13 protein-coding genes are annotated in these 13,609 nt (G+C 56.5%); 6 read left to right on the top strand and 7 right to left on the bottom strand.

Going from position 1 to position 13,609, the window contains the following annotated elements; all coding sequences use genetic code 11:
- The first annotated feature begins 51 nt into the window (after positions 1-51).
- On the top strand, positions 52-999 hold the full coding sequence (radC, locus tag Poly59_RS12935; RefSeq protein ID WP_146534558.1) for a RadC family protein: 948 nt from the start codon (positions 52-54) through the stop codon (positions 997-999).
- 34 nt (positions 1,000-1,033) lie between these two features.
- Here the strand turns inward: radC and Poly59_RS12930 are convergent, their stop codons facing one another.
- The 6 genes from Poly59_RS12930 to def all read right to left on the bottom strand — a co-directional run bounded on the left by Poly59_RS12930 (position 1,034) and on the right by def (position 7,297).
- The gene (locus tag Poly59_RS12930) at positions 1,034-3,460 is read right to left on the bottom strand and encodes a DUF11 domain-containing protein (RefSeq protein WP_186776220.1); all 2,427 of its coding nucleotides are present in this window, start codon (positions 3,458-3,460) and stop codon (positions 1,034-1,036) included.
- 99 nt (positions 3,461-3,559) lie between these two features.
- Complete coding sequence (locus Poly59_RS12925) at positions 3,560-4,534, bottom strand: hypothetical protein (protein ID WP_146534556.1); 975 nt, start codon at positions 4,532-4,534, stop codon at positions 3,560-3,562.
- A gap of 69 nt (positions 4,535-4,603) precedes the next feature.
- On the bottom strand, positions 4,604-5,131 hold the full coding sequence (locus tag Poly59_RS12920; RefSeq protein WP_146534555.1) for a hypothetical protein: 528 nt from the start codon (positions 5,129-5,131) through the stop codon (positions 4,604-4,606).
- 168 nt (positions 5,132-5,299) lie between these two features.
- A complete protein-coding gene (locus Poly59_RS12915; protein WP_222436098.1) occupies positions 5,300-5,572 on the bottom strand; it encodes a hypothetical protein in 273 nt (90 codons plus the stop codon).
- 71 nt (positions 5,573-5,643) lie between these two features.
- Positions 5,644-6,642 carry a methionyl-tRNA formyltransferase gene (gene fmt / locus Poly59_RS12910; protein ID WP_390621470.1) on the bottom strand — a complete coding sequence of 333 codons (999 nt, stop codon included), beginning with the start codon at positions 6,640-6,642 and terminating at the stop codon, positions 5,644-5,646.
- 70 nt (positions 6,643-6,712) lie between these two features.
- Positions 6,713-7,297 (bottom strand): peptide deformylase, encoded by a 585-nt coding sequence (def, locus tag Poly59_RS12905; RefSeq protein ID WP_146534554.1) that lies wholly within the window; start codon positions 7,295-7,297, stop codon positions 6,713-6,715.
- 158 nt (positions 7,298-7,455) lie between these two features.
- Between def and mch the strand changes: the two genes are divergently transcribed.
- From mch to Poly59_RS12890, 3 genes are read left to right on the top strand one after another with little or no spacing between them, the layout of a single operon-like run.
- Positions 7,456-8,418 (top strand): methenyltetrahydromethanopterin cyclohydrolase, encoded by a 963-nt coding sequence (gene mch / locus Poly59_RS12900; protein ID WP_146534553.1) that lies wholly within the window; start codon positions 7,456-7,458, stop codon positions 8,416-8,418.
- A gap of 8 nt (positions 8,419-8,426) precedes the next feature.
- Positions 8,427-9,332 carry an ATP-grasp domain-containing protein gene (locus Poly59_RS12895; RefSeq protein ID WP_186776219.1) on the top strand — a complete coding sequence of 302 codons (906 nt, stop codon included), beginning with the start codon at positions 8,427-8,429 and terminating at the stop codon, positions 9,330-9,332.
- Positions 9,332-11,011 (top strand): fatty acid CoA ligase family protein, encoded by a 1,680-nt coding sequence (locus Poly59_RS12890; RefSeq protein WP_146534551.1) that lies wholly within the window; start codon positions 9,332-9,334, stop codon positions 11,009-11,011. Before Poly59_RS12895 ends, Poly59_RS12890 begins: the two co-directional genes overlap by 1 nt.
- 35 nt (positions 11,012-11,046) lie before the next feature.
- On the opposite strand, the gene Poly59_RS12885 is transcribed toward Poly59_RS12890, so the two are convergent.
- Entirely contained in the window at positions 11,047-11,919 is an 873-nt protein-coding gene (locus Poly59_RS12885; RefSeq protein WP_146534550.1) for a GIY-YIG nuclease family protein, read from the bottom strand.
- Between the two features lie 163 nt (positions 11,920-12,082).
- Here Poly59_RS12885 and Poly59_RS12880 point away from each other — a divergent pair, with 163 nt between their 5' ends.
- Both Poly59_RS12880 and Poly59_RS12875 read left to right on the top strand, forming a co-directional pair.
- Complete coding sequence (locus tag Poly59_RS12880; protein WP_146534549.1) at positions 12,083-13,066, top strand: D-2-hydroxyacid dehydrogenase; 984 nt, start codon at positions 12,083-12,085, stop codon at positions 13,064-13,066.
- Positions 13,063-13,293 (top strand): hypothetical protein, encoded by a 231-nt coding sequence (locus Poly59_RS12875; protein ID WP_146534548.1) that lies wholly within the window; start codon positions 13,063-13,065, stop codon positions 13,291-13,293. Before Poly59_RS12880 ends, Poly59_RS12875 begins: the two co-directional genes overlap by 4 nt.
- Positions 13,294-13,609 lie beyond the last annotated feature (316 nt).

The raw sequence follows: 13,609 nt of genomic DNA, 5'->3' as shown, positions 1-13,609 counted from the left end.
AGAACCGTTAAAACAGTGGCTCTTCAGCCATTATCTACGGGGGCAAATTGCGTGAGTTCCGAACGACGCCAACGACTATCCGCGGTCGTTGAATCACTGGTAGAGCTGGATAACTTTTCATCCGAACAAGCCAAAGACACTTGCTCGGAATCCCATCCTGGCTATGTCACTCGCACAATCGGTCAGTTGGTTAGCGATGGTATTTTGAAACGCTGCGAAGTCGATGGCCAATTTCGCTACCAGTGGTTTGCCGACCGGCAAACGTTTGAGCCTGATCGTTGGATCGACGCGCAAATCCATGGCACTCAAGTCAAAGAGACTCCGACCGAAGAGCGACCTCGGGAACGTCTGCTTCGCCTCGGCGCGGCCGCGCTGACCAGGGCCGAACTGCTCGCCATTCTGATTCGCGTTGGCGTCGTGAAAGAGTCCGCCGTTGTCGGCGGCCAAAAGGTTGCCAATCGATTTTCGGATCGACTGGAAGATTTACCGCGATGCACGCCGAAGGACCTAAAATCAATTTCGCCTTCGGTCAAATCCGACAGTTACTGCCAAATCATGGCTGGTATCGAACTGGGTCGACGAATTGCAGCGGTCGAATCCAACCGCGCCCCGATCGCAACGAAGATCACCAGCACAAAAGAAGCACTTGAGTATTGCCAAAGAGCGTTTGCGAGATTGGCAACCGATGCGGTGCAAGAAGAATTTCACATTGTGACGCTGGACACGAAACACAAGCCGATCCAGTCGCACTGCATCACCATCGGAACGCTGGACGCCAGCCTTGTGCATCCTCGCGAAGTGTTCCGTGCGGCCATCCGTGATAGCTCGTCCGCGATCCTGTTAGTCCACAATCACCCCAGCGGCGATCCTACGCCAAGTCGCGAAGATCACCAGGTGACCGATCGGCTGACCGAGTCGGGGAAAATCCTGGGCATCAACGTGCTGGACCACATCATCGTCGCACGCGAACGATGCGTGAGCATTCGCGAATGCAGTTAGCCGCCTGTGGCAGCTTGATTTTAGCCCTACCGGATTACTGGTCTGCGTAAACCAGCGTGCTTTCTTCCTTGGACACCGGTTTATTGGCGTGGTTGCTGACCACGACAGCCTTGACCAAGTGAGTTCCTGGCGCGACGCCGCGAACTCGCACGCGGTGCTTCATTTCGGCGCCCGGCAACAACTGGGCACGTGGCTGAAAGGCAACCAATCCGCGACCGTCGGTCCCGGCATCGCCATCGGCGGCAATCAATTCCAGACCAGCTGGCAGGTGCAATTCGACTCGCACGTTCTCGTCCGCCATCGATCCGCTGTTGACGACCGTGATTTCATAGCTGCTCTCGGCACCTAGTTCGATCGGGCCGCCTGGGTTCACAATTTGGAAACTCAGCTCTGCGATCCCTTCGACCGACACCGCACGTTCGCTCTTGGCAACCACGCCCAAGTCGGCTCGAGCGTCGATCGTGATTGCACGCTCCCCCACTTCGACAGGCAACAATGTCAACGGAACCGAACCACTCTTGCCGGCCTGCAGCATCGCCAACGACCAGATCACCGAGTGACGCGAAGGATCATAGTGCCCCTCGTAATCGGTGCTAACGAACGTGAACCCACGGTCCAGCTGCACGGCGATTTCAACGTTGGTCGCGTCGGCGGTTCCGGTGTTCGCGACTTCAAGCTGATAAGTTGCCTGACGTTCGAGGTAGCGACGGCTGGGTCCCGTCATTTGAATGGCAAGTTGCGGTGCGACGACTTCGACATTGATGGCGTGCTCGGCCGTCAAGCCGTCTTCGGAAACCAAGCGAATAACGTTTTGAATCATGCCTGGCGAGACCGCCTTGAGTCGCAAAATCTGAGACCGTGTTTCGCCGGGCGCCAACGTACCGATCAAGTTGTCGAGTTGGCGTCCCTTAGGATGCTCGAGTCCACTGGGCACGTCTTCCTGCAGCGAAACGTTGGCGGCTGGCCCTGTGCCTGGATTAGAAAATTCAAGTTCGATTTCTAGCTGCTGGCCAATCAAAACTTTGTCGGGTGCTCGTTGCACGATCTTTAGCTCGGGCCGAGTGCTGATGGTACGAACCGAAGCGGCCGCCTCGAACGATACGCGAGCCGTGCTGCCAAGTTCACCTTCGGTTTCGGCGATCAACTGCATCGTCAGGGTTCGCTCGTCACCAGCAGGCATCGCCCCTAACTGCCACATCAACAAGCTTCCTTGTTGTACCGGCGCGGGCGATGCGTCGACCAAACGCATTCCGGCTGGAATACGATCGTGAACATTGACGTCGAGCGCTTCAACCGCACCAACATTTTGAACCTGAATGACGAACGAAGCAGGCTTACCAACGGTAACCTGCGACGGAGCACGCTTGTGAATCACAACGCTTGGAGTCTGCACACCATCAAGGCGACGATCGCCAGGCGAATCAACAACCGAATTTGGATCGATTGCGATGGCGCCTGCTGGTTGAGCAAAGGCTTGCGGTTGATACCCGGTTTCAGGCTGGGCATATCCAGTCGGCGCGGTGTCATATCCACTTGGCAAGCTGGCCATACGAGCAGGGGGAGCCTGAGCGGCGAGCTGATCAGCATACTGATCGCGCGCGGCCGGAGCACTTTCGTACGCCGGCGGTGCGGCTGCCATCGACATCGTACGCGGCGCGGGTGTGTTCATCGGCATAGGTGCTGCGTACGTTTCGACGGGCGGCTGCGGCGGCACATCACCACGCAACTGATTAGTGTCCCCGGAATCCCGAAGCATGTTGCCTTGAGCTGCGGCGAGGTTGTCCGCGGGGTAGCTTTCCGGCGCATCGTTATCGGCCGGATATTCTTGGGCAACGGGCGCCTGTCCTTCATCGAAGTACTCGACGTCCGGCATCGCAGTCATGCTGAAGGCGGGCATGTTGGTTGCGGAAGCTGCTCCGGCGGGTGGTGCAGCCTGGCCGGCCGGAGCTTCGGACGGGAACGTCATCGAAAGCGAACGCTCGCCCTGTACATTTTCAGCTTCGTAGCCAGCCGACTGATCGACCGCTGGCGGCATCGCCCATTCCATATCGCCCGCGACGGGATCAGGAGTGCCCAGCGACGCAGGTGCTTCAATGGCAGAAGCTTGCCCATCCACGGGTGGCGAAAACACAGGGGACGCAAAGCCCCCCGATGCATTCCCGTGCGTTATTTCTTCGGTGTGATCAACCAACGCGACCCCGCCTTGGCTGAACACGTCGTCGTGCGACTCTCGATGATTCACCAAAGCAGCGGCGGCTTCAGCGCCGCGCGACCAGGAGTCGCCGCCTGAATCGGCACCCGCGAAATCGGCTATTGGTGCAGCTGGCTGGCCCAGTGACGGAGCCTCGCCGGACCAAGTGCTATTGCCGTTTTGTTTGTCTTTTTGAGCCAGAGCTGCGGCATAAGCGCCGAAGATGATGGTGACCAGACCTGCGCCGAGTCGAACGCCAAACGATTTCATGGGTCGCATTCCTTCGCAAAAAATTGAGGCAATTCCTTTGCCTTACGCGTGGGTTACCAAATCCACCGACGTCACCGAAAGAGCAATCGTGTGAAACAGTTAGCGAAATGTGCCGCGGATCGGATACGCGGTTGGCGCTTCGGCGGAGTATTCGCTTGGCCCGGCAGAGTAGTTCGCCGAAGGACTCGCCATGCCGAGCGAACCAGGCGATGCTGCCGACAGGGTCGTCAAATCAACCGAACGTGACGCCGAGGTCGGCATCGTGAACAAGTTCGGATCGCCACTCAACAATTGGTTGACGGTGTAGTCGCTGACCTCGATTCGCATCGTCAAAGGCGGCCCCACCGTGGGCACCAAATTGATATCAACACGATGCGGCAGGGCACACTGCTGGGCGTCGTAGTACTTGTGGTTACTCGCTTGACTTTGAGCCACCAATCGGCCTAGCGGGTTGTACAGAAATTGGTCAGTGATGTACCCGGCCTTGGGGTGAATGAACAAATCTCGCTGGTAGTTTCCGCTCGGCGACGGGATCGTACTGCGAACTTGTAGCTTGCCATCGGGCAACGCTATTGGCCCAGCGATGACGGTGGCCGGATCGATTTGGGCCAAGCCAAGAGCGTCCATGATCCAAGTCGGATCGACGGGCAAAATGGCGCGATCGAGCTGCTGCTTGTACTGCTGATGGTTGGCGTAATACAGCTTCTTGCTCATGTCCTCGGGCACTTCGAACCAAAACACTTCATCGTTGCTGCCCATGTCCAACCCCATTCCCAACAGAATCGGGATACTCGCGCGCAGGCGTAAATTTCGATCTCGCTGCAGGTTCATTGTCGCGCTACTCAATCGCGGCAGGCTGGGCATGCTAAGCATTTCAACCGACGCTGAATTGGTCGACAGCTGTTGGACGCTTGCCGTTCGATTGACAACGCTAGCGACCTCCTGCAAGGTCGGCGTTTCGTTGAACACGACCGGCGCAGGGGGGAAGGGCAGCGGCGCGGGCCGCCGCGCACACGTCGCTCCACCGGAAACGAACAGGACGAATCCCATAGCGATGGTGCCGAAAGCTCGCATCCGTGCGATCCCTGTTGCGTCAAATTAGTGATGGGTGGTGAGCCAGGACATCCCCTGGCTGGTGCAATACTAGGCAGCGTCTTCATCCGCAGTGTCATCGTCCGGAGTGACTTCGCAGTAAAGCAGTTCGTTCAGTTCATCTCGCAGCGACTCGGACTCACTTCGCGAGATTTCACAGGTTTCGACGTCAATCGTGCTGCCATCGGCAATCACTTCGACGCGAAATTGGTTTTCAGCAATCGGCTCGGCTTCGGTCGCTTCACCGGGCCTCACCAATCGTCGTCGCATCAACATCAACGCCAATAAATAGCGACTCTTGGCCTTGTCCGGAAATTGATCCATTTGCCGAAGCAAGTCAATCAGCACTTCGGGCGGAGCCAACACCAACTTTCGCTGATCCGACATTGGCATACGTTTTTTCCACCATCCAACTGCGTCGTCGGGTGGACCGGTCCACGCCTCGGCCGAATAGTCGTGACGAACAAAGTCGTCTCCCGCTTCATGAATGACCGAAAAATACCATTCACCTTCGCGCAACGGTCGCTTCAGTGCATAGCACTGGCGAGTCGGGCGGTTGAATTTGTATTCACCAATCATGAAACTTCCAGCGTGAAACGCAACTCGGCCAGTCAGTAAATTTTACACTAACAAAACAGTCGGGCACCGCGAAAGTCCGGCTTCCCAAAGATGCTAGGCATCAGCAAGATTCCGCTGAAAACCCTGACTGTGCAGACAATTTCCCAGTGCAGGTGGCACGGGGGTAACCTAGCTGGCCGAAAAGAAACGCGAACTCGATCCGCCACCGCCGATGGGGACGTTAACCCGCGCGGCGCACATCGGGCAGTTGCCAACGTAGGCATTGCGGCTGTTGTTGCGATAGATCCGGCCGTACGTTCGACAGCACTTGAATTGGATCCCCAAAAACGGCCTTACCTCGCGAGGCAGAGAACCGAACGCTTGTGAATCAGACTGACTTGATCCTGACTTTGTCGATTTCTGGTCAGGGTCGCTGCTAGAATCAAATTGAGATTGGCTCATCGTGATTTTGAAATTCGCATAGTGAATCAAGACGCACACCGGTTCACCAAGCTCTTATCAATTTCAGGCGTTCACGGCGAGAACAATCTGGACCCTTCCGGCGGCGAATGCCCGCGCAGAAAATCAGTCGCAAGCATTTCTCGCTTGCCAGCGGGTTGCAGTCGTTTGATCTCGATCGCGTGGTCGGCCGTCGCCACTAGAAAACCATCGGCACCAGAGTTCTCGCCTGCAATACTTTCGGCATTAAGGATTTCCCCCGGGGACCGATCGGAGGTATCGATGTCTGTGATCACAACTTCTTTGATCGCCAGACGGATCGGAAGCTTGCCAGCGTCTACGCGAATGTGAGTGAAAGCGACCGGCCAAGGCTGCATGCCGCGCACGTGACAATCGATTTCACGAGCCGAACGGCCCCAGTCGATGTCTCCGTTCGTCTTTGCAAGCCGCGGAGCCTTGGTCACTTTCGATGCGTCCTGCATTTCGCCGATTTCCGAATTGCCGTCCCACGCTCGTAGCTTTTCGACCGCGTGAAGCACAGCGGCAACGCCGATTTGCGACAATCGATCTTCCAGTTCGCCAGCGGTTTCGTGATCGCCGATGAAGGTTTCTTCTTTTGCAATGATCGGCCCGCCGTCCAAGCGAGGCGTCATGTGAATGACCGAGACTCCGGTTACCGCATCGCCGTTGAGCATCGACCACTGAACCGGCGCAGCGCCGCGGTAAGCGGGCAACAATGAACCATGCAAGTTGATGCCACCGATCGCGGCGGTCGCAAGTGCGGCCGGTTTCAGAATGTGCCCATAATCACATACGACCAGCAACCAGGGATCAAGTTCGCCCACGCGAGCAATCGCTTGCGGATCGTTGATCGTTGACGGATCAAATATCGGCAAGCCGTGCGTATCGGCCCACGAACGAACCGGCGACGGCGGTGGGCCTTTTCGACTTTTCACTGGCGGCATTGGCTTGGTCACCACCAAGACAATTTCATGCTCGCCGCGTAAAGCTTCGAAAGCAGGAACCGCAAAAGGGCCAGTGCCCATCAATACCAGACGCTTTGATTTAGACACAATTCGCTTCGCAATTGTTGGCCAGGACTTATTCCTGGCAGTGAGTGAATACGTCAGGGAAAACCATGAACTACGTGTACTTTGTGTACCAGGTCGACAAATTTCCAACCAACTCGTCGTCCGAAGGGATGCCACCGGAGGTTTGCTTGGAACGAAAATCAGTTTCCAGTTCGATCAGACCATCATCCAAATCGCGACGAGCTTCTTCGGACATACGGTCAAAGAACAGCACTCCGTCGAGGTGATCGTTTTCATGTTGCAAAATCCGAGCTAAAAAACCGTCAACATTCCGCTCGATTGGATTGCCCTGCAAATCGAACGCGCTCAATCTAACCGACTTCGGCCGTTTTACTTGACCGTACAAACCCGGCAAACTCAAACATCCTTCTTGCGAAGTCTCGTTGCCCTTGGGACGCTGCAGCTCAGGGTTGATCAGCACAAGTTCTTCGCCTTCGCCACGTTCGCCCGATGGATTAGCGACAAACACTCGGATCGGCAAATTCACCTGATTGGCCGCCAATCCAACCCCGTTGGCTTCGTACATCAGATCGAGCATCTGGTCGACGATCTGACGTAATTGCTTGTCGACCCGGACGATCGGTTTACTGCGAATCCGCAGCGTCGGGTGCGGGTAGGGAATGATGCTCAGCTGCATGATCGTTGGACGGGACGCGGAAAACGGACGGGCGAAGGCCTAGAATGATCGATCGAGCCGCGGTTGGGTAGCCACAGACCCGCCACAGATTCGTCAGCTCAGGCTTCGGCGGACCCGTTCTAGACACAATCGACCGTTTCCACGACCATTTACGGACCATGAAAAATGACCAAACCCTGAACGAACTCGCCCGCAGTCTCTTTTTGCAATCCGCAGAAAAAGCGGCAGTTTTGAACTGCAAAGTCGCTTCGGTCGGCGGCGCCAATCTGATCGATGCGGGTATCGACACCCCCGGATCGATCACCGCAGGCCTGATGATGGCTCGCTTGTGCCTTGGCGACCGAGCTAATGTGTCGCTGCATCCGGCCGATGCTGCTCGGTTTGCCGTTTGCAATTCGATCCATGTACAAACCGATCATCCGTTGGCAGCCTGCTTGGGCGCCCAGTACGCGGGCTGGCCGGTGCAGACGGACGACTTCTTTGCAATGGGAAGCGGGCCGATGCGGATGTTCCGTGGCCGCGAAGCAACTCTGAAGGAATTGAATCTTTCCGAAACGGGCAGCCAAGTCGTCGGCGTTTTAGAGTCCGATAAGCTGCCCACCGAATCGGCCATCGCATTGATCGCCGAGCAGTGTGGTGTCGCTCCCTCCGGGATCCACTTAGCGGTCGCACCCAGCACCTCGATTGCCGGTTCCATCCAAGTGGTCGCGCGCAGCATCGAAACGGCGATGCACAAACTGCATGAACTGAAGTTCGACGTGACTTCGATTGTGTCCGCGACCGGCAACGCGCCGCTGCCACCGCCCGCTAAACCGGGCGATATGGTCGGTGGCATCGGACGTACCAACGACGCCATGCTGTACGGCGCCGAAGTCGTCCTGTGGGTCGATGCGGATGACACAGCGATCGAGGCTGTAGCCGCAAACGTACCGAGCAGTTCATCGAAAGACCACGGTCGCCCGTTCGCGAACATCTTCAAGGATTACGAATACGATTTCTATAAGGTTGACCCGATGCTGTTCAGCCCGGCGGTGGTGACGATTCACAATTTGCAATCGGGACGAACTTGGTCACACGGTGAAATTCAAACCGACGTGTTACGACGGTCGTTCTTGTCATGACTGGTCGCATGCGACTGTTGACCCTCGGCGGCGGCGAAGGTTGGCATGCCGACCAAATTCGATGCGCCGCGGTACACCATGATTGCGATGTGTCGCAGGGAACTTACCCATCGCTTGCTGCGTCGATCGATCACGATGGCCGACTGGTCACTCGGTGCGATGCTGGACCACTGGCTGATTTTGATTCGATACTGATGCGCACAATGCCGATGGGGACACTCGAAACGATCACGTTTCGATTGGCCGTGCTGCACAGCCTGAATAAAAGTGACGCAGTGACTGCGATGGTCAACCCGCCTCGACCACTGGAAATTGCGATTGATAAGTTTGCGACCCTAGCCGTTGTTTCATCGCTTGGTTACCCCGTACCGGCAACTCATGTTGTGCAATCTCGCCGCGAGGCCTTGGACGCATTCGATGCACTCGGGCAAGACTGTGTGGTGAAGCCAATTTTTGGCGGTGAAGGTCGTGGTGTGATGCGGATCCGTGATCGCGAATTGGCTTGGACGGCGTTTGGCGCCCTGGAATCGATCGGCGCCGTCGCCTACGTTCAAGCGTTCGTCGCACCCGGCGGGCGAGACACTCGGTTGTTGGTCATTGGTGACGAAGTCTTTGGTTTCCGGCGCACTAGCGACAGCGATTTTCGCACCAATGTTGCCGGCGGCGGACAATGCCAAGCCATCGCGTTGAAACACGAACAAGTTGAACTTGCGATAAATGTCTGTCGACAAATCGGATTGAAGTTTGCGTCGGTGGACTTACTTGATCGCGACGACGAATCGCCGTGCGTGGTCGAGGTCAACGGAATCCCAGGCTGGAAAGGTGCCCAACAAGTGAGCGAAGTCAACATTGCCGACCGAATCGTCGGACTCCTTTGCCGCGAAGCATCCGCGATGTCACAGGCCGCAATGTAATGGCAAGTCAACCGAGCGATGGAAATGTTGCGGCCCGACTGCGTATCGTGGCATCGCTGATGCCTGGCGCGATCGCAATCGCCCAACCTGATGGGCCGCCTCATCCAGGAAATGCCCGATCCTATGCACTAACCACGTTCGGCAGTCTTGACACTAGCAGCGAGACGATCGCGAGAGGCCTTCATGCGTGGGGGCTGAAACCGGGCATGCGAGTCGCCATGCTGGTTCCCTTTGGTGCGTCATTCATCGAGCTAACGTTTGCCCTGCTAAAAGCGGGCATTGTGGTCATTTTGGTTGACCCTGGAATGGGCCGAAAACACCTGATCAAATGCCTTGAAGAAGCCAAACCGGACGGCTTTCTCGGGATCCCCAAGGCGCAAGCGGTCCGAACGCTGCTGAGAAAGAAATTCCCAAACGCCAAATGGAATGTCACTGTTGGACGACGGTACTTCTGGGGCGGCAGAACACTCGATCAGATCAAGTCAATTGGAGAAGCGGTCCGCAACTCCGACAATTTGCCCACGATTGAGCGCACCGACCAAGCCGCGGTCATCTTCACCACCGGCAGCACGGGCCCACCAAAGGGCGTTCTTTACACGCACGGTACCTTCCACGCCCAAATCGATCGAATTCGCGAACGTTACGACATCCATCGCGGTTCGCGTGACTTGGCTTGCTTCCCACTGTTTGGATTGTTCGATGCTGTGATGGGTGTCACTACGATCATCCCCGACATGGACCCGACGCGTCCGGCGGATGTCGACCCCGAACGCTTGGTTCAAGCGGCGAACCAGTGGGAGATTGATCAGGCGTTCGGTTCGCCCGCACTTTGGAACACGGTGGTCCGGTGGGCTGAAGCAAACCAAATCGAACGACCGTTTCCAACGCTGCGGCGAATCCTCTCTGCCGGCGCTCCCGTTCCCGCCGCAACGCTGCTGAAGTTGCGGTCGCTGATCGATCCCGAAGCCATGATTGTCACGCCCTATGGCGCGACCGAAGCGTTACCGATCGCATCGATTGAATCACGCGAGATCCTTTCGGAAACCGGCCCCGCCGCTGCGAAAGGAAGAGGCGTTTGCGTCGGCACTCGGTTCGAAGGCGTCGCGTGGCGGGTGATTGAAATCAACGACGGCCCGATCACAGACATTTCACAGGCGATTGAGGTCGCACGCGGAAAAATTGGCGAACTGATGGTCAGCGGCCCGATGGTAACGACCGAATACGTGGTTCGAGCCGACCAAAACGCGCTGCATAAAGTCGCCGACGGCGACCGAACTTGGCACCGCATGGGTGATGTTGGGTATCTCGATGACCGCGACCGCTTCTGGTTCTGTGGTCGCAAAGCTCACCGAGTCACGGTCGGCAAACGAAATATGTATACGATCCAGTGCGAAGCCATCTTCAACGCGCATCCGTCTGTTTACAGATCGGCACTGGTGGGTCGCGGACAACGTCCTCACCAAACTCCCGTGGTCATGATTGAACCGCACGCGGAATCCATGCCAGCCAATGCATCGGAGCAATCCGCACTAGAAGCTGAGCTTCGAGAACTAGGGTCTCGAAATCCGCTGACGCGCCGCATCGGGGAAATCATCATCCGCGACCAACCACTGCCAGTCGACATCCGACACAACAGTAAAATCTTCCGCGAACGTCTCGCCGAGGAACTGCGGAGCTAAGCAAGGAGCAACACGATCGTAGTCGATATCGTTGTTTACGGTCGCACGTTGAATTTCGGATCGCGACTGCGAATCAATTCGCTTTCATACGCTCGTCGTACCGTGACTCGTTTCACAGGCGAGTCGGCAGGAAAGATGTGCATTTCGACCGAAACGCCTGCTGCGTTTTCGCCGGCCAGATATTCGGCCAATGAAATCCGATCACTGCCGCCCAAATGTTCGGTCAACCGCGCCGACAAATTTGATGCCTCACCGACATACAGATATCCGTCGCCGCTGCGAAACAGATAGACTCCCGGTCCCGTAGAGACACTAGCTCCATCAAGCCGATCTCGCAGTTGTTCGATCGTTTGTGTTTCGATCGTCCGATCCCAATCGGCAACTTGCAGAACCAACTCAGGCTTCAAAGCACGTTTTTTGCGAAGTCCTAGAACGGATTTACGCACGGCATAGGCATCGATTCCGGGCCGAAGCAATTCCGCTTCGGATTGCAATTCTTCACGCAGTGTCGGATCAGCCAGCAACGTATCCGTACTTACGCGATGCCGATCGCCCACGACTCGGGCGGCTATTTCGGCGATCGGTGCGACTGAATCGTTCACGGGTCGTCCGCGACGAGTCGCGAACGAATTTAACTTGCCAGCTTTCCGCAGTTTCAACATTTCGAGCACAGCACCGCGTTCCTCGTCACGTGCGAGCGGGCGACCAAGACTCGCCGAAAGATGATCCACAAACCGACTTCGCAATTCGTCGCGAATCAAAATTTCGTCTGTGCTGTAGCCATCGCTGGCCACGCCAATGGCTGCCACGATATCGTCTGCAGAGAATTCGAACGTCTGAGCCGGCAGCGGAGCAGCCAACGCGACGCCAACGATGATCGTGACGATGACAATTGATAAACACTTCATAATGCCATTCTCATTGGTATAGTGACCATCAAACGCTCCCTTAGAACCAAGCTCGGCCATGACTGCCTTCGCGATTAGTAAGCAGCAAGTTACAGTGTTCACATTGAAAACTCGTTGCAATCCGTTTCCATTTGTCCTCCTTCCAGTTTAGCGGACGGCCGCCATGCGTATCGTTCTTTGTTACCCCGTCAACGAAAAGCACATCGCTCAGATCCAGGCGGCGGCTCCCGAAGCTGAAATCGTTGACGCCGGGCAAGAGCGAGTCGATGAACTGTTGCCAACCGCAGACATCTTTATTGGTCACGCAAAGGTTCCAGTCGACTGGGACCGAGTCTTGGCGGCCGGCAAACTCCGCTGGATACAGTCGTCGGCTGCCGGTCTCGACCACTGTTTGGTGCCCGGTGTGATCGATTCTGACATCGTGGTCAGCAGTGCATCGGGACTGTTCGCCCCACAGGTTGCCGAACAAACGTTTGCTTTGCTGTTGGGCGTTTTGCGTCGGCTGCCACTGTTCTTTCAAGCCGAAGCCAAACGCGAGTTCGTTCGTCTGCCAACGGATGACCTACGGGGAAAAACCGTAGGAATCGTTGGCATGGGAGGCAACGGCCGGATGTTGGCCAAGATGCTGGCCCCATGGGATGTTCGAATCATCGCGACCGATTACTACCCCGTCGACCAACCGCCCGAAGTCGACCAGCTCTGGCCCGCCGATCAGCTCGATCGACTGCTTCAGCAAAGTGAGATCGTGATCCTGGCGTTGCCGCTGTACTCGGCGACGCTTGGACTATTCGATGCCGATCGTTTTTCCAGAATGCAAAAGGGCAGTTACTTTATCAACGTCGCTCGCGGATCCGTCGTCGTCGAATCGGCGCTTACCGACGCGCTTGCTTCAGGCCATTTGGCGGGCGCCGGATTGGATGTGACCGAAGTCGAACCGCTTGCCCCCTCCAGTGCACTTTGGGACGACCCGCGAGTGATCATCACGCCGCACGTGGGTGCGCAATCGGCGCGGCGAGTCGACGACACCACCGATTTGGCTTGCTTGAACTTGCGTCGCTACTTGTCGGGCAAACCACCCTACAACCGCGTCGACAAGGTACTCGGGTTCCCTCATCCATCGGTCGCCTACCGAGGTGAGTCCACTTGACCAAGCAACCGATTGGCAGCAACTCGATCAGCAGCAGCAATCGCAGCGGGGGAGCTTGTGACGCGGTACTGCAACATCAGGACCGTAGCACTGGTCCGGTTCGGCTGCCAACGGTGCGGTCAAACGACTTCATTGATCAGTTCAATCGACTGTATGGGAAAGTCGGATTGAAGATGACCATCAACCAAGTCATCAAAGTTGACGCTGAAGTCGACGCCAGTCCATAAAAAATCCTCGGCAACGTTTCCGGTACCGAGGATCTCTGATTTTGATTTTGATGGCTCGTGACTGTCGCTTTCAGCAACTCAATTCGGCGTCAGCCTTGAACCAATCAAACTAGAAGCCACAGCCACAGCTTGGTTCTGCACCACAGGCTGGCTCAGCCGAGCAACCGCAAGGAGCTGCAATTTCGCAACCACAAGCTGGCTCGATCGAGCAACCGCTGTCACAGCAGCTGCTGCTGCGGTGGAAAATTCGCGAGAACAAGCTCTTGATCTTCGTTCCACAAGCTGGACGCGAGTCACAGCAAGGATCAACAATCTC

The sequence above is a fragment of the Rubripirellula reticaptiva genome (assembly GCF_007860175.1).
Classification (GTDB): domain Bacteria; phylum Planctomycetota; class Planctomycetia; order Pirellulales; family Pirellulaceae; genus Rubripirellula; species Rubripirellula reticaptiva.
Note: the sequence above shows the minus strand (reverse complement) of the source record. Positions and strands in the feature narration are given on the sequence as shown.

What these genes read in the sequence shown, in the direction of transcription:
- Poly59_RS12920 (WP_146534555.1), bottom strand. Translation starts at nt 5,131, where the DNA reads ATGATTGGTGAATACAAATTCAACCGCCCGACTCGCCAGTGCTATGCA.
- mch (WP_146534553.1), top strand. Translation starts at nt 7,456, where the DNA reads ATGAAAAATGACCAAACCCTGAACGAACTCGCCCGCAGTCTCTTTTTG.
- Poly59_RS12925 (WP_146534556.1), bottom strand. Translation starts at nt 4,534, where the DNA reads ATGCGAGCTTTCGGCACCATCGCTATGGGATTCGTCCTGTTCGTTTCC.
- Poly59_RS12895 (WP_186776219.1), top strand. Translation starts at nt 8,427, where the DNA reads ATGCGACTGTTGACCCTCGGCGGCGGCGAAGGTTGGCATGCCGACCAA.
- Poly59_RS12885 (WP_146534550.1), bottom strand. Translation starts at nt 11,919, where the DNA reads ATGAAGTGTTTATCAATTGTCATCGTCACGATCATCGTTGGCGTCGCG.
- Poly59_RS12930 (WP_186776220.1), bottom strand. Translation starts at nt 3,460, where the DNA reads ATGAAATCGTTTGGCGTTCGACTCGGCGCAGGTCTGGTCACCATCATC.
- def (WP_146534554.1), bottom strand. Translation starts at nt 7,297, where the DNA reads ATGCAGCTGAGCATCATTCCCTACCCGCACCCGACGCTGCGGATTCGC.
- Poly59_RS12880 (WP_146534549.1), top strand. Translation starts at nt 12,083, where the DNA reads ATGCGTATCGTTCTTTGTTACCCCGTCAACGAAAAGCACATCGCTCAG.
- Poly59_RS12915 (WP_222436098.1), bottom strand. Translation starts at nt 5,572, where the DNA reads ATGAGCCAATCTCAATTTGATTCTAGCAGCGACCCTGACCAGAAATCG.
- Poly59_RS12890 (WP_146534551.1), top strand. Translation starts at nt 9,332, where the DNA reads ATGGCAAGTCAACCGAGCGATGGAAATGTTGCGGCCCGACTGCGTATC.